12 protein-coding genes and 1 riboswitch are annotated in these 14,799 nt (G+C 72.3%); of the genes, 7 read left to right on the forward strand and 5 right to left on the reverse strand.

The annotated features are described in order from the left end of the window. Nucleotides 1-602 (reverse strand): TetR/AcrR family transcriptional regulator (locus CCS38_RS17475; RefSeq protein WP_223734211.1); only part of this gene is annotated, 602 nt, incomplete at its 3' end. 161 nt (nucleotides 603-763) lie between these two features. Here CCS38_RS17475 and CCS38_RS17480 point away from each other — a divergent pair. The 4 genes from CCS38_RS17480 (at nucleotide 764) to CCS38_RS17495 (ending at nucleotide 5,460) form a co-directional block, all read left to right on the forward strand. Continuing rightward, nucleotides 764-2,206 carry an APC family permease gene (locus CCS38_RS17480; RefSeq protein ID WP_223734212.1) on the forward strand — a complete coding sequence of 481 codons (1,443 nt, stop codon included), beginning with the start codon at nucleotides 764-766 and terminating at the stop codon, nucleotides 2,204-2,206. 98 nt (nucleotides 2,207-2,304) lie between these two features. Continuing rightward, entirely contained in the window at nucleotides 2,305-2,964 is a 660-nt protein-coding gene (locus tag CCS38_RS17485) for a TetR/AcrR family transcriptional regulator (protein WP_223734213.1), read from the forward strand. After that, nucleotides 2,957-4,624 (forward strand): FAD-binding dehydrogenase, encoded by a 1,668-nt coding sequence (locus CCS38_RS17490; protein WP_223734214.1) that lies wholly within the window; start codon nucleotides 2,957-2,959, stop codon nucleotides 4,622-4,624. Before CCS38_RS17485 ends, CCS38_RS17490 begins: the two co-directional genes overlap by 8 nt. Continuing rightward, a complete protein-coding gene (locus CCS38_RS17495) occupies nucleotides 4,621-5,460 on the forward strand; it encodes an SDR family oxidoreductase (protein ID WP_223734215.1) in 840 nt (279 codons plus the stop codon). The genes CCS38_RS17490 and CCS38_RS17495 overlap by 4 nt, the downstream gene beginning before the upstream one ends. A gap of 18 nt (nucleotides 5,461-5,478) precedes the next feature. Here the strand turns inward: CCS38_RS17495 and CCS38_RS17500 are convergent, their stop codons facing one another. Continuing rightward, the gene (locus tag CCS38_RS17500) at nucleotides 5,479-6,825 is read right to left on the reverse strand and encodes an MFS transporter (protein WP_223734216.1); all 1,347 of its coding nucleotides are present in this window, start codon (nucleotides 6,823-6,825) and stop codon (nucleotides 5,479-5,481) included. Nucleotides 6,826-6,947: 122 nt separating this feature from the next. Here CCS38_RS17500 and CCS38_RS35555 point away from each other — a divergent pair, with 122 nt between their 5' ends. Both CCS38_RS35555 and CCS38_RS17515 read left to right on the forward strand, forming a co-directional pair. Further along, a complete protein-coding gene (locus CCS38_RS35555; RefSeq protein ID WP_308050824.1) occupies nucleotides 6,948-7,721 on the forward strand; it encodes a FadR/GntR family transcriptional regulator in 774 nt (257 codons plus the stop codon). 107 nt (nucleotides 7,722-7,828) lie between these two features. Then, the gene (locus CCS38_RS17515; RefSeq protein ID WP_223734217.1) at nucleotides 7,829-9,223 is read left to right on the forward strand and encodes a pyridoxal phosphate-dependent decarboxylase family protein; all 1,395 of its coding nucleotides are present in this window, start codon (nucleotides 7,829-7,831) and stop codon (nucleotides 9,221-9,223) included. Here the strand turns inward: CCS38_RS17515 and CCS38_RS17520 are convergent. From CCS38_RS17520 to CCS38_RS17530, 3 genes are all read right to left on the reverse strand, one after another. Then, on the reverse strand, nucleotides 9,192-9,965 hold the full coding sequence (locus tag CCS38_RS17520; protein WP_223734218.1) for an IclR family transcriptional regulator: 774 nt from the start codon (nucleotides 9,963-9,965) through the stop codon (nucleotides 9,192-9,194). The genes CCS38_RS17515 and CCS38_RS17520 overlap by 32 nt on opposite strands. Nucleotides 9,966-10,106: 141 nt before the next feature. Then, nucleotides 10,107-12,347: a HelD family protein gene (locus CCS38_RS17525; RefSeq protein WP_223734222.1), complete on the reverse strand. Its 2,241-nt coding sequence runs from the start codon at nucleotides 12,345-12,347 to the stop codon at nucleotides 10,107-10,109. A 217-nt stretch (nucleotides 12,348-12,564) separates the two neighbouring features. Next, nucleotides 12,565-13,938: a purine-cytosine permease family protein gene (locus CCS38_RS17530; protein ID WP_223734219.1), complete on the reverse strand. Its 1,374-nt coding sequence runs from the start codon at nucleotides 13,936-13,938 to the stop codon at nucleotides 12,565-12,567. A 58-nt stretch (nucleotides 13,939-13,996) separates the two neighbouring features. Then, a riboswitch (TPP riboswitch) is annotated at nucleotides 13,997-14,092 on the forward strand. Between the two features lie 3 nt (nucleotides 14,093-14,095). Here CCS38_RS17530 and thiM point away from each other — a divergent pair. Beyond that, nucleotides 14,096-14,799: hydroxyethylthiazole kinase (gene thiM, locus CCS38_RS17535; RefSeq protein ID WP_223734220.1), on the forward strand; the 704-nt coding region annotated here is incomplete at its 3' end.

The raw sequence follows: 14,799 nt of genomic DNA on the forward strand, positions 1-14,799 counted from the left end.
CCCGTCCCCAGCAGCACCTCCGCATACCGCTCCGGTGTCATGCCGCCGTCCGTCGCGATGGTCATGTCGCAGCCGTCGACCACCGCCATCACCGCCCCGACCACCGCCTCCTCGGACATGACGGGCGCGAACTCACCGGTCGCCACGCCCTCGGCGAGGATGCCGGAGACCAGGGCCCGCCACTCGTCGTGGACCCGCCGTATCCCGTCCCGCAGCTCCTCGTGGCGGGCCGCGCTCGCGCAGAACTCGGTCCAGGTCGTGCAGCGCCGTATCAGGTCCGGGTCGCCGGTCAGCTCCCGCACGAGCAGCTCGAACCGGCGCCACGGGTCCGGCTCGCCGACGGCCGTGCACCTCCACCGGCCCGTCAGCTCGCTTATCGACCACTCGAAGGCGTGCCGGAAGAGCGCGTCACGGGTGTCGAAGTGATGCTGTATCGAACCTATGGAGACCTGCGCGGAGTTGGCCACGTCGCGCAGCCGTGCGGCGTCGAAGCCGTGCTCCGCGAGGGCGAGGGCCGCGGCGCGCAGTATCCGCTCGCGCTGGACGTCCGCTCCGGCCGGCACCGCTCCCGTCCGCTCCGGCACCTCGCGCTCGGCCACCATGCCGCCCACCCCTTCACCGTTTTCCGTCCAGCCTCTTGCCTTCCAATAATACCCAATTATTGTGACCGCGAACACATTTTTGGCACGCCTGAACAACGGACGTGCGTCCGGCCGAAGACCTCAGGATCCGGCCGAAGTTCTCAAGAGACGGGCGGCAGAGCATGGACAACCTCCGCAAGTCCCTCACCTGGCGCGACGGATTCGCGATCGCCCTGGTCATCCCCAACGGCCTGCTGTTGACGGTCGGTTACGGCATCGGAGCCATCGGCGCCTGGACCGCGATCGCGCTCTGGGTCGGCGGCGCGCTGATCGGCCTGCTGCAGAACATGCTGTTCGCCGAGACCGCCGCGATGTTCCCCGGCAAGTCCGGCGGCGTCAGCCGGTACGCCTCCGAGGGCTGGAAGCGGTACTTCGCGCCGCTCGGCGCGGTCGCGGCGTACGGCTACTGGATCGGCTGGTCGTTCAGCATCGCGGTGAACGCGGCGGCGATCGGCGCGCTCGTCACCGCGCACTGGTTCCCCGGCTCGCCCGAAGTGCCCCTGCTCCCAGGCCACTCGGTCGGCCTGGCCGAACTGATCGGCGTCGCCGCCGTCTTCGCCGCCTGGGCCTGCAACTACTTCGGCGCGCGGCTCACCGCCCGCGCCTCGAAGATCACCAGCGGCATCGTGCTGTGCGGCCTCGTCGTGGTCGTCGCGGCGCCCTTCCTGAGCGGCCACACCTGGCACGCGGCCAACCTCACCTGGTACCACGGCGGCAGCTGGACGACGCTGATCGTGTGGTTCTACGTCACGGCCTGGACCACGTACGGCACCGAGATCTGCGCCTCGTTCGCGCCCGAGTACAAGGACACGGTCCGCGACACCGCCAAGGCGCTGCGCGCCACCTCGCTCCTCTCCCTCGTCCTCTTCTTCGTCGTGCCGCTCGCCATGGTCGGGTCGGTCGGCGAGGACGCCATCCGGAAGGACCCGGTCGGCGCGTTCGCGATCGCCTTCGAGCAGGCGCTCGGCGGCTTCGCCTCGCTCGGCGTCCTCATCCTCGTCTCCTCGATGTTCCTCGGAATGGTGTCCACCACGGCGGACGGCGGTCGGGCACTGTACGGACTGGCGCGAGAAAGAATGACCGTCCGGCAGCTCGACCATCTGAACCGGTGGGGCGTACCGGGCCGCGCGCTCACCCTCGACGCCGTACTGAACAGCGCGATCCTGCTGCTCCTCGGGGAGCCGCTGAGCATCCTGATCGCCAGCAACTTCGGCTACCTGGTGGCGATCGTGCTGGCCGTCTCGGCCTTCCTGCTGCTGCGCAAGGACCGCCCGGACTGGCCGCGTCCGATCCGCCGCGGCCGCATCTGGATACCGGTCGCCTGGGCGGTGCTGGTCGTCGATGTCGTGGTGGTCGCGGTGGGCGTCTCGCATCCCTCGCTGGCCGCGCACGGCGGCCCGAAGGACACCCTCATCGCGGTGGGCATCCTGCTGCTGTCGGTCGTGCTGTACGCGTACCGCCGCGTCGTCCAGGACAAGGAGCGCATCGCCTGGCGCATCGAGACGCCGGCCCTCCCGGAGCCCGAGCCGCCCGAGGAGTACGTCACCCAGCGGCCGCCCCGGTAAGCGCTGCGCCGGGCCGACCCGTCCGACCCCTTGTCGATACGCGAACGTATCCCATACATTCGCGTATCGAACGGCGCACGACGGAAGCGGGGCCGTGGATGACAGCTTCAGAGACCGCGGCGCCGAAGCGCGTCACGCGGCGGCGGGCGCAGACCCGGCAGCGGCTGCTCGATGCCGCGCTGGAGGTCTTCGCCGAAGAGGGCTTCGGCCGGTCCACGGTGGACCAGGTGTGCGAGCGGGCCGGGTACACCCGGGGCGCCTTCTACTCGAACTTCACCTCGCTCGACGAGCTGTTCCTCGCCATGTGGGAGCAGCGGTCGGCGGCGATGCTGGACGATCTGCGGGGCGCGCTGGACCGGCTCGGCACCCTGGAGTCGGTGTCGGCGGACGAAGCGCTGCGGGCCGTGCTGGATGCCGTACCGATCGATGACGCGTGGTACCGCGTCACAGCGGAGTTCACGGCGCACGCGCTGCGCAATCCGTCATTGCGCCGGGTCATGGCCTCCCGCGAGGAGGCCATTCACGACACGCTGCTGCCGCTCGTCGAGACCGCGCTCGCCCGCGCGGGCCGGCGGGTCACCGACCGCACCGGGCTGGGCCACGCGCTGGTCGCCGTGCACGACGGCACCGCCGTGCAGTGCCTGCTGGAGCCGGATGACGAGGCCGTGCGGCAGCGGCGGGAAGAACTGTTCCGGCACGTGGTCAACGCCTACAGCACCGCCTACAGCACCCAGAGCGAAGGGGCTCTCGATGAGTGAGCGCGAACAGGCCGATGTGATCGTCGTGGGGGCCGGACTGGCCGGGCTCGTCGCGACGTACGAGCTGGTCAGGGCCGGGCGCAAGGTGCTGCTCGTGGACCAGGAGAGCGCGGCGAACCTGGGCGGCCAGGCGTTCTGGTCGCTCGGCGGGCTGTTCCTCGTGAACAGCCCGGAGCAGCGCCGGATGGGCATCAAGGACTCCTACGAGCTGGCCCTGAAGGACTGGCTGGGCTCGGCCGGTTTCGACCGCGAGCGGGAGGACCACTGGCCGCGCCAGTGGGCGCAGGCGTACGTGCAGTTCGCCGCCGGGGAGAAGCGCGCTTACCTGCACGAGCTGGGGCTGCGGCTGATGCCGAACGTCGGGTGGGCCGAGCGGGGTTCCGGCCTCGCCTCCGGGCACGGCAATTCGGTGCCGCGCTTCCATCTGACGTGGGGCACGGGGCCGGAGGTCGTACGGGTCTTCCGCGATCCGGTGCTGGCCGCCGAGCACCGCGGGCTGGTCACGTTCATGCACCGGCACCAGGTGGACGAGCTGATCGTGGAGAACGGCGCGGCGGTCGGCGTCCGGGGCACGGTGCTGGAGCCGTCCGACGCGGCGCGGGGCGTGAAGTCCTCCCGTACGCCCGCCGGTTCCTTCGAACTCCGCGCCCAGGCCGTGGTCGTCACCTCGGGCGGCATCGGCGGCAATCCGGACCTGGTGCGCAAGAACTGGCCGGTGGACCGGCTCGGCCCGGCGCCGGAGCGGATGATCTGCGGGGTGCCCGCGCACGTCGACGGGCGGATGCTGGAGATCACCGAGAGCGCGGGCGGCAGCATCGTCAACCGCGACCGCATGTGGCACTACGTCGAGGGCATCAAGAACTGGGACCCGATCTGGCCCGACCACGCCATCCGCATCATCCCCGGCCCGTCCTCGCTGTGGCTGGACGCCACGGGCAAGCGGCTGCCACCCCCGTACTTCCCCGGCTTCGACACGCTCGGCACGCTCCGGCACATCCGGGCCGGCGGCCATGAGCACAGCTGGTTCATCCTCACGCAGTCGATCATCGAGAAGGAGTTCGCGCTCTCCGGCTCCGAGCAGAACCCGGACTTCACCGGCAAGGACCTCAAGATGACGCTCGGCCGGACGAAGAAGGGCCCGACCGGTCCGGTGGCCGCGTTCATGGAGCACGGCGCGGACTTCGTGGTCCGCGACAACCTGCGCGACCTGGTGAGCGGGATGAACGCGCTGGGCAGCGGCCCGGAGCTGGACTACGACCGGGTGCGGCGCGAGGTCGTGGCCCGCGATCGAGAGGTGGGCTCGGCGTACTCCAAGGACATGCAGCTCATGGCGGTGCGCAATGCGCGTGCCTACCTGGCCGACAAGATCGTGCGGGTGGCCAAGCCGCACCGGCTGCTGGACCCGGCGCACGGCCCGCTGATCGCCGTACGGCTGAACCTGCTCACCCGTAAGACGCTAGGCGGCCTGGAAACCACCCTGGACGCACAGGTCGTACGGCCGGACGGCACGCCCTTCGAGGGGCTGTACGCGGCGGGCGAGGTGGCCGGCTTTGGTGGCGGCGGGGTGCACGGATACAACGCGCTGGAGGGCACGTTCCTCGGCGGCTGCATTTTCTCCGGCCGCGCGGCGGGCCGGGCGCTGGCGAGGGGGCTGGCATGACGGACGACACGGCACGCGACACGGCACGCGCCACCGCTCGGCGTACGGCGCTGGTCACCGGGGCCTCCTCGGGCATCGGCCGGGCCGTCTGCCGGGCCCTGCTGGACAGCGGTTACCACGTGATCGCCACCAGCCGAGCGCCCGAGAAGATCCCCGAGGCCGAGCGCCTGCCGGGCGCCGACTACCTGCCCCTCGACCTCACCGACCCGGCGAGCATCGAGGCGTGCGCGGCAGCAGCGGGCCCGGTGGACGTACTGGTGAACAACGCGGGCGAGAGCCAGCTCGCCGCCCTCGAAGAACTGCCGATGGATGCGCTGGAGCGGCTGTTCCAGCTCAATGTCTTCGGCGCGGTGCGGCTGACCCAGCTGCTGCTGCCGGGGATGCGGGAGCGCCGCGGCGGCCGGGTCGTCATGGTCGGCTCCATGCTGGCCAGCTTCCCGCTGGCCTTCCGCTCCTCGTACGTGGCCTCGAAGGCGGCGATCAAGGCGTTCGCGACCGCGGCCCGCCGCGAACTCGCCCCGTACGGCGTCTGGTTGGCCACCGTGGAGCCGGGATCCATCAACACGGGCATCAGCGAGCGCCGCACCCGCTACCTCGCCGACGGCTCCCCGTACACGGACGCCTTCCGTACGGTCTCCGACCACCTCGACCGCAATGAAGCGTCCGGCATCAGCGCCGAGACCGTGGCCGCGACCGTCCTCAAGGCCATCGAAGCGCCCAACCCGAAGCCCCTGTACGCCGTCGGCAGCCGCGCGCCACTGGTCTTCACCCTCCGGCGGCTGATCTCCCGCCGGCTCGCCGAATCCCTGGTGTCCCGGGCGCACGGCCTCAAGTGAGGAACACGAGGGACACGGTCAGAGTGCCGGCTGTGCCGTGTCGCGGGCCGGCCGGTGGAGTACCAGGCAGACCGCGCTGAGGGCCGCCATCGCGGCGAAGGCGAGGGCCACCGGGGTCCAGGAGTTGCCCGTCGTGGTGAAGAGCCAGGTCGCGGCGGACGGGGCGGCGCTGCCGATCAGGCCCGCGAGCTGGAAGCTCATCGAGAGGCCGGTGTAGCGGACGCGGGGTGCGAACCAGCCGGACAGCAGGGTGCCGATCGACGCGTACGCGATCGTGCTGGCGAGCATCGGGAGGCACATCGCCGCCCACAGACCGCCCAGCGTGCGGGTGTCGGCGAGCCAGAACATCGGGAAGGCGACGACGAGGTGCAGGAGGATGCCGGCCAGGGTCAGTCTGCGCATGCCGAAGCGGTCGGCGGCCAGCGCGGCCAGCGGGGTGCAGACGATGACGACGACAGAGGCCGCGGTGCCGGCGCCCGCGGCCTCGGACTCGGAGAAGCCGAGCTGCCCGACCGCGTACGTCGACATGAAGGTGACGATCACGTAGTAGCCGCCGACCGTGATCAGGAAGGCGCCGGTCGCCAGCAGCCAGGTGCGCCAGGCATCGCGCACCACGCCGACGACCGGGGCCGCCTGCTTCGCCTCGCTCTTCTCCGCCGCGCGCGCCGCTTCGAACTCGGGTGACTCCTCGATCGAGGAGCGGATGACGAGGCCGAGCAGGACGAGGACGGCGGAGAGCAGGAACGGGATGCGCCAGGCCCAGTCCACCAGGGCGTCGTGTCCGAGGAGGGCGATCAGCGAGAAGACGCCGGTGGAGAGGAAGTAGCCGACGCCGTCGCCGACTTGGGGGAAGGAGCCGAAGAAGGCGCGGCGGCGGGGCGGGGCGTGTTCGACGGCGAAGAGCACCGCGCCGCCCCATTCGCCGCCGACGGCGAGCGACTGCGTCATCCGTATCAGGACGAGGAGGATAGGCGCCGCGACGCCGAGCGTGGCGTAACCGGGCAGCAGGCCGATGGCAACGGTGGCCACTCCCATGAGCAGCATCGACCAGATCAGTGCCTTCTTGCGGCCGTACCGGTCGCCGATGTGCCCGAAGACGATCGCGCCGAGCGGGCGGCCGAGCGAGCCGACGAAGAGCGTGGTGAAGGAGAGCAGGGTGCCCAGCGCCGGGCCCGCCTCGGGGAAGAAGAGATCGGGAAAGACCAGCGCGGACGCGGTCGCGTAGATGCCGAAGTCGTACCATTCCACGCTGGTACCGATCAGCGAGGCACCGGCGACCTTCCAGGGGTTGGTGCGGCGGGGCGGGGCGTCGCCCGGTGGTGGTGCGGAGCCCTCGGCGTTCTCCGGGGATGCGGCTGCGGTCATGCTCCCGTGCTCCTTCCGAATGGATCCATGCGGACCCGAATGAGATGCACGGGACGGTATGGTCGCCCCGGAAGGCTGTCAATAGGGTCTGAGCTAAGCCCTTTACCGACCGGGAGACACAGGTGAACGGCACGGACGCGGATCAGGACGGGGCGCGGCGGTCCGCCTCGCGCGACGTCGTCGCCGAGGCACTGCGCAAGCGCATCGCGCTCGGCGGCTTCGAGCCCGGCGACCGGCTGCCCAGCGAGCGCGAGCTGGCGGCCGCGTTCGGCGCCGGGCGCAACACCGTCCGGCAGGCGCTCCGCCTGCTGGCCGACGAGGGCCTGGTGGTGACCACACTCGGGCGCAGCGGCGGCACACGGGTGGCCTCGGCCGCCCTCGTGGGCACCGCCGGTACCGGAGCGCAGGCCGCGGTGGCCGCCGAGATCCGGGCCACGCTGCGCGACTACATGGAGTACCGGCAGGCCATCGAGCCGCTCGCGGCCCGGCTGGCCGCCGAGCGCGGCTCCACCGGCGCCCGCCGGGACCTGGTGAAGCTGCTGGACTCGGAGGTCGGCGAGCTGCCCGACATCGGCGCGTACCACCGCGTGGACAGCCGCTTCCACCTCGCCGTCGCCGCGGCCGGCGGCAACGAGGTGCTGCACGAGGCGGTGGCCAGGGCCCGCTCGGAGATGTTCGCGGGCGGCAACGCGCTGTGGCTGCGCGCGGACTGGCATGTGGTGTACGGCGCGGAGGCGGAGCTGGGCTGCGTCTTCCGCGACGAGCACGAGGCGATCGCGCTGGCCGTGCTCGCCGGGGACGGCGCGGAGGCGGAGCGCCGCATGCGGGAGCATCTGCGGGACTCGTACCGGCAGTTCCTGACCCTGCTGGACCACTTCGAAGGGCGGTCCGGCTGAGGGGACGGGTACGGCCCCGGGCGCGGCTTGACCTTGTTCGGGGAGCGCCTTACCCTCCGGATTGGATCCGATCGGATCCAATTAGCACCTTCAGGAGGTACCGGCCCATGCACACCCACGACGAGGACCTCGCCCGTCAGGTCATGGACCACCTCCGCCACCGCATCGCCCTGCCCGAGCCCCCGCTCGGCCGCCCCGGCGACCACGCCGAGCTCGGCGTCGCCCTCAAGGGGGCGATCGGCGCGGGCCCCCGGCCGGCCGCCGAGGTCCTGCGTACGTACGCCGAGGACATCGAGCCGGCCGTCATCTCCTGCGACCACCCCGCCTTCCTCGCCTTCATCCCCGGCGCGCCCACGAAGGCCGCGGCCCTCTTCGACATGGTCGTCTCCGGGTCGTCGCTGCACGGCGTCTCCTGGCTGGAGGCATCCGGCGCCATCGCCGCCGAGAACCAGGTGCTGCGCCTCTTCGCCGAGCTCGCGGGCCTCCCCGAGGGCGCCGGCGGCTGCTTCGTCAGCGGCGGCTCGGCCGGCAACCTCTCGGCGCTCGTCGTCGCCCGCGACACCGGCCGGCGCCGGCTCGGACTCACCGGACACGCGCCCGTCCGCATCGCCGTCAGCGACCAGGTGCACTCCTCCGTCGGCAACACCCTGCGCATTCTCGGCATCGACGCCCTCGTCGTACCGACCGAGGACCACCGGCTCACCGGCGAGGCCGTCCGCACCGCTCTGACGGCCGCCGAGCACGACGGCGGGGCGCCCGTCGTCGCCGTCGTCGCCACCGCGGGCACCACCAACGCCGGGATACTCGACGACCTAGCGGGCGTCGCCGCGCAGGCGCGCGCCCGCGACCTGTGGTTCCACGTCGACGCGGCCTACGGGGGCGGCGGCCTCTTCGTCCCCGAACTGCGAGCCCGGATGGCCGGCATCGAGCACGCCGACTCGCTCGTCATCGACCCGCACAAGTGGATGTTCGCGCCCTTCGACTGCGGCGCGCTGCTCTACCGCGACCCGCGCCTCGCCAAGGCCGTCCACACCCAGGACGCCTCCTACCTCGACGCGATACACGGGGACGGCGCGGGCGCCGACGACCTGGAGTGGAACCCGAGCGACTACGCGTACCACCTCACCCGGCGCCCGCGCGGCCTGCCCCTGTGGTTCTCGCTCGCCGTGCACGGCACGGACGCGTACCGGGACGCGGTCGCGCGCGGCGTCCGGCTCGCCCAGTACACCGCCCGCCTCGCCGAGCGCACCGACGGCCTCGAACTCCTCCGCGAACCCGAGCTGTCCGTGGTCCTGATCCGCCGCACCGGCTGGCAGCCGCGTGACTACTACGCCTGGTCGAAGCGGCTGCTCGCCGCCGGTACGGCCTTCGTCACGCCGACCGTATGGGAGGGCGAGACCGTCGTACGCATCGCCTTCCTGCACCCCGGCCTCACCGAGGAGACCGTCGAAGGCATCCTCGACTCGCTTGTCAGCGGGTACGCGGCCGGTAACCGAGGCTGACCGACAGGTCGTTCGCGCCCTTGGTGGCCAGTTCGGCGAGTTCGGCCTCACCCGCGTCGGTCCAGCGGATCATCGGGACGGAGACGGAGAGGGCGGCGACGACGCGGCCCGAGCTGTCGCGGACCGGCGCCGCGACACAGGAGACGTCCGGATTGGACTCGCGGTGCTCGGTGGCGGTGCCGCGCTCCCGGATGGCGGCGAGTTCGGTACGGAGCGCGTCCGGGTCGGTGATGCTGCCCGGGGTCAAAGCGACCAGTTCGCGGCCCTCGATGCGGGCGGCCAGCTCCGCTTCCGGAAGCGCCGCGAGCAGCATCTTGCCGACAGCCGTGCAGTGGGCCGGCAGCCGGCGGCCGGCCGCCGAGACCATCCGGACGGCGTGCGTGGAGTCGACCTTGGCGATGTAGATGACGTCGGTGTCCTCCAGGATCGCGACGTGCACCGTCTCGTCGCAGGTGGCGGCCACCTCACGGGCCACCCGCTGGCCCTCGGCGGCCAGGTCGAGCTGTTCGGCGTACCGGCTGCCGAGCTGGTACGCGCGGACGCCGAGGCGGTAGCGGCCCGGCTGGTCGGGGACGGGGACCAGATAGGAGCGGGCCGCCAGCGTGGTGAGCAGTTCGTGCACGGTGGTGCGCGGCAGCTGGAGCTTGCGCACCACGTCGGGGGCCGACTGCGGGCCGTCCGCCTCCAGGAACAGTTCGAGTATGTCCAGTGCCCGGGTCACCGCTGGGACCAGTCGCCCCATGCCGTTCACCCACCCTCCGCCGCCGTCGCCAGATGTTCGTCATTCCGGTCGGTGGTCGGAATGACGAACACAGGGTAGGGGGGCGAGGGTTCGGCTGTCGACGGCCGGGACGTACCGGCCGTCGACAGCCGACCGCCGGGCTCACCGCGCTTCCAGTGCCTCCAGGCCCGCCGGGAGCGCCTCGGTGTGCAGCACGCCCATGCGCTGGGTGGCCCGGGTGAGGGCGACGTAGAGGTCGCTCACGCCGAACTCGGCCGGTTCCACCACGAATACCGTGTCGAACTCCAGGCCCTTGGCCTGCCGCGGGTCCAGCAGGACGACCGGGCTGGTCAGGTCGGGGACCGGACCGGCGGACGCGGCGGGGAGTGCGGCCAGCAGGGCTTCGTGGTGGCGCTTCTGGGCGATGACCGCGAGGCGGCCCTCGGCGCCGGCCTCCTCGGCGACCGCCTCGGCGACCGCGCGCGGCAGGTCGTCCGTGCGGTGGGACCAGGGCGGTACACCGGTGGAGCGGACCGAGCGCGGCGGCTCGAAGGCCGCGCCCGCCGGGGTACCGGCGTACGCGGCCCGGATCACCCCGGCCGCGGCCTCCATGATCTCGGCGGGGGTGCGGTAGTTGACGCCGAGGCGGACATGCTCCCAGCGGTCGCCGACGTACGGCTCCAGGATCGACTCCCACGTGCCGCAGCTGCCCGGCTCGGCGGTCTGCGCCGGGTCGCCGACCAGCGTCATCGAGCGGGTCGGGCAGCGGCGCATCAGCAGCCGCCACATCATCGCGGACAGCTCCTGCGCCTCGTCCACGATGATGTGGCCGAAGGCCCAGGTGCGGTCGGCCGCGGCGCGTTCGGCGGCGGTGCGGTGGTCGGCCTCCTCGTGCCGGTCGGCGAGGCGTTCCGCGTCGACCAGGTCGTGCGCGGCCAGCACCTCCGACTCCTCGTCGTCCTTGTCCTCGAACTCCTGGGTACGGGAGCCGTACGAGAGGTCCAGCACGCCCTGCGCGTAGGCAATGCGCTCCTGGCGCTCGGCCTCGGCGGCGGCCTGGGCCGCGGAGTCGTCCTCGCCGAGCAGCTCGGCGGCCTCGTCGAGCAGCGGGATGTCGGCAGCGGTCCACTCGCCGCCCTCGCGGCGGATCGCGGCCGCGTCGGCCTCCGGCAGGTGCACGGGGTCGGCGAGGAAGTCGGCGACGAGCTCCTGCGGCGTGAGGACGGGCCACAGCTCCCCGATGGTGCGGTGCACTTCACCGCTGGCTGCAATGGCCTTGCCGAGCTGGGCGATGTCGTCGGGGCCGAGGAAGTTCGGACCGCCGAACGGGTCGGCGCCGAGCCGGTCGGCGAGCTGGGCGGTGAGCGCGTCGATGATGCGGAAGGCGAAGTGCGGGCGAGCGAGGTTGTGCGGGAGCTTGGTCTCGCGCGCCTGGTGGCGGGCCTCCAGGACGATGTCCGGGTCGAGGAGGAGGTCACCGTCGTCGTGCGGGATGACCGTGCCGGGCTCGGGCAGGGTCTGCCGGTCCCGTACGAACGCGGCCAGCGCGTCGGCCATCGCGGCGCCGCCCTTGACCGCGGCGGCCTCGGGCGTGTCCGTGCCGGTCGCGGTGACGCCCGGGAAGAGCTCGCCGGGCGAGGCGAGCAGCACACCGGTCTCGCCGAGCGCGGGCAGCACCTCGCCGATGTAGCCGAGGAACGCCGGGTTGGGGCCGACGATCAGTACGGCGCGGCGGGCGAGCAGTTCGCGGTGCGCGTACAGCAGGTACGCCGCGCGGTGCAGGGCGACGACGGTCTTGCCGGTGCCGGGGCCGCCCTCGACGACCATGACGCCGCGGTGCGGGGCGCGGATGATGCGGTCCTGCTCGGCCTGGATGGTCTGCACGATGTCGTGCATCCGGCCGGTACGCGCCGCGTCCAGCGCGGCGAGCAGCACGGTGTCCGCGTCGGTGCCCTCGTGTCCGGTGCGCACCGTGTCGGCGAGGTCCATGATCTCGTCGTGCAGCGCGGTGACCCGGCGGCGCTCGGTCGAGATGTGCCGCCGGCGGCGCAGGCCCATCGGGGTGTGGCCGGTGGCGAGGTAGAAGGGGCGGGCGACGTCGGCGCGCCAGTCGATGACCAGGGGCGTGCGCTCGGCGTCGTCGCGCCGGATGCCGATGCGCCCGATGTGGTGGTCGGCACCGTCGCGGAAGGAGAGGCGGCCGAAGCAGAGGCCGTGCTCGCCCGCGTCGAAGGCGGCGAGCAGCCCGGCCTGCTCGGCGACGGTCACGTCCCGCTCCAGCCGCGCCTGCAGCGTGCCGGTGTCGGCCGCCGCCAGGGCGCCCTCCACCGCGGCACCCGCCCCGGCGCGCAGCTCGCCGAGGCGCTCGTAGAGCATGTCGATGAATTCCTGCTCCCGGCGCATTTCCGCGCGGGAAATCTCCTCGTCGGCGGACCGGTCCGGCCGTACGCCCGATTCTTCGCCCGGCACCTGGATTGACAATTCGACTCCCGCCTGGTTAAGATGACTCCATAAAGCTTCGCCATGCCCAAATTTTTTCATGGCATGGAAACTCCCAATATACGCGGAGACCCGCCCCGGCCGCCAATGCGACCGGGGCTTTGTTGTGTCCGCAGCTCTTTTACTTTCCGCGAGCGCGCCGCAGCCGCAGCGGTGCGTACACCGCGACCGAGACGGCGAAGGCCACGAAGTACGCCAGGTCCGCGCCGTGCAGCGCCTCGGCGACCGGCCCGACGTAGAGCGTGGTGTCCATGAAGGGCACGGCGGCGGCGAACGCGACGACGAAGGACAGCGCCGCCGGCCACCAGGGCTGCGGACGGGCGAACTCCTCGTGCACCTCGACCGGCCGGCCGCTCCGGGCGCGGGCGCGGGCGAGCCAGTCGATTGCGACGACGCCGATGAAGCCGGGGATCCAGTAGCCGACGAAGAGCAGCACGTTCTGGAAGCGGGCCGTGGTGTCGGCGGCGTGCATCCACAGCACGAGCAGGAAGCCGAGCACGGCGGCCACGGCGGCGGCGAGCGGGCGGGGGATGCGGACCCCGGCCGTCTGGAGCGCCAGCGAACCGCTGTAGTCGTTCATGGCGTTGCTGCACACCGCGGACGCGGCGATGGCCAGCAGCCCGAAGGCGCCCAGCGCCCCGCCGCCGAGCAGCTCGTGCACGCCCGCCGCCGTCTGGTCGGTGAAGAGGCCCGCCGCCCACAGGCCGAGCGTCTGCACCCAGAGGTACGCGGCGGCCATGCCGAGCAGGGTGTACCAGAACATCCGCCGCCGGGAGGACGAGCGCGGCAGGTACCGGCTGAAGTCCGAGGCGTAGGGGGCCCAGGAGATGACGAGGCTCAGCGCGACGGTGGTGGTCAGGACGAAGGCGCCGGCCCGGTCGGCGCCGTGTGCGGTGGCGGCCGACGGGAGCGGGACACCCGCGAGCAGCTTCACGCTGAGGGCGAGGAAGGCCGCGCCCAGCACGAAGGTCATCACGGTCTGCAGGCGGTGGATGGCCTCGTACCCGAGGACGCCGACGACGCCCTGGAGGAGCAGCACGGTGAGCGCGCCCAGCCAGAAGGGCCAGCCGAGCAGCCGGGCCAGCGCGTCGCCGCCGAACAGCCCGATCAGCGCGTCCCAGGCGATGGAGGAGAGCCACTGCAGGACGCCGGGCAGTACGACGCCGCGGCCGAACGCGAGCCGGGCGAGCGGGAGTTGACCGGTGCCGGTGAGACTCCCCCACGTACCGAGGTAGGCGGCCGGCGCGGCGCCGAGCAGCGTGCCGAGCGCCATCGCGGTGAACGCCGTCCAGAAGTCGAGCCCGAGGCCGATGCCCACGGTGCCGGTGAAGACGCCGGTCATGGTCAGGTTGGGCGCGAACCACACGGTGAACAGGCGGCCGGGGCGGCCGTAGCGGTTGCTTTCGGGCACAGGGCCGATGCCGTGCCGTTCGACGGACAGATCGCCGGCGCCGGCGGGCATCCGCCCGTCGAACACGGGACGCTCGATGGTCATGGCTCTTCCAGGGGTTGGAGTTCCTGATCAGGAACGGGGTGCGGTTAACATGGTGGGCACACGAGACACGGGGTGCCCCATCTCAAGGGCTGAGATCACACCCGTCGAACCTGATCTGGTTCGCACCAGCGAAGGGATGTCACAGAGGAATGCCCCTATGACGCGTCCGGCCGACGACCTGCTTGCCACGACCCGGCAAGCGCTCATCCGCGTACGCCATGAAACACCACTGGTGCAGTGCCTCACCAACCAGGTCGTTTCGAACTTCACGGCCAACGTCCTGCTCGCGCTGGGCGCCGCCCCGGCCATGGTGGACATCCCCGAGGAGGCCGGCCCGTTCGCCAAGGCCGCGTCCGGGCTGCTGGTCAACGTGGGCACACCGCACGCCGAGCAGCGCGCGGCCATGACCGAGGCGGTGGCGTCGGCGGCCCGGGCCGGGACGCCGTGGGTGCTGGACCCGGTGGCGATCGGCTCGCTGCGGGTACGGACCGCGCTGGCGCACCGGCTGGTCGCGCAGGGCCCGGCCGTCGTGCGCGGCAACGCCTCGGAGATCATCGCGCTGGCCGGTACCGGGGGCGGCGGGCGCGGGGTCGACGCAACGGACGAGGTCGAGTCGGCGGCCGGGGCCGCGGGCACGCTGGCCCGTGCGACGGGCGCCGTCGTCGCGGTCTCCGGACCGGTGGACCTGCTCACGGACGGCGAGCGGACGGTACGGGTCGCCAACGGGGACCCGCTGCTGACGCGGGTGACCGGCGGCGGCTGCGCGCTGGGCGCGGTGCTGGCGGCGTTCGCCCCGCCGTCCGCAGCCCCGGACGGCGACCGGCTCGCCGCCGCGGTCGCCGCCGTGACGGTCTACACCGT

Origin of the sequence: Streptomyces purpurogeneiscleroticus (genome assembly GCF_020024005.1) — a bacterium.
Taxonomy (GTDB): domain Bacteria; phylum Actinomycetota; class Actinomycetes; order Streptomycetales; family Streptomycetaceae; genus Streptomyces; species Streptomyces purpurogeneiscleroticus.

Bases quoted from the DNA above. Each gene is read 5' to 3' on its own strand.
- CCS38_RS17530 (WP_223734219.1), bottom strand. From the start codon at position 13,938: ATGACCATCGAGCGTCCCGTGTTCGACGGGCGGATGCCCGCCGGCGCC.
- CCS38_RS17490 (WP_223734214.1), top strand. From the start codon at position 2,957: ATGAGTGAGCGCGAACAGGCCGATGTGATCGTCGTGGGGGCCGGACTG.
- CCS38_RS17515 (WP_223734217.1), top strand. From the start codon at position 7,829: ATGCACACCCACGACGAGGACCTCGCCCGTCAGGTCATGGACCACCTC.
- CCS38_RS17485 (WP_223734213.1), top strand. From the start codon at position 2,305: ATGACAGCTTCAGAGACCGCGGCGCCGAAGCGCGTCACGCGGCGGCGG.
- CCS38_RS17495 (WP_223734215.1), top strand. From the start codon at position 4,621: ATGACGGACGACACGGCACGCGACACGGCACGCGCCACCGCTCGGCGT.
- CCS38_RS17500 (WP_223734216.1), bottom strand. From the start codon at position 6,825: ATGACCGCAGCCGCATCCCCGGAGAACGCCGAGGGCTCCGCACCACCA.
- CCS38_RS17520 (WP_223734218.1), bottom strand. From the start codon at position 9,965: ATGGGGCGACTGGTCCCAGCGGTGACCCGGGCACTGGACATACTCGAA.
- CCS38_RS17480 (WP_223734212.1), top strand. From the start codon at position 764: ATGGACAACCTCCGCAAGTCCCTCACCTGGCGCGACGGATTCGCGATC.
- CCS38_RS17525 (WP_223734222.1), bottom strand. From the start codon at position 12,347: ATGCGCCGGGAGCAGGAATTCATCGACATGCTCTACGAGCGCCTCGGC.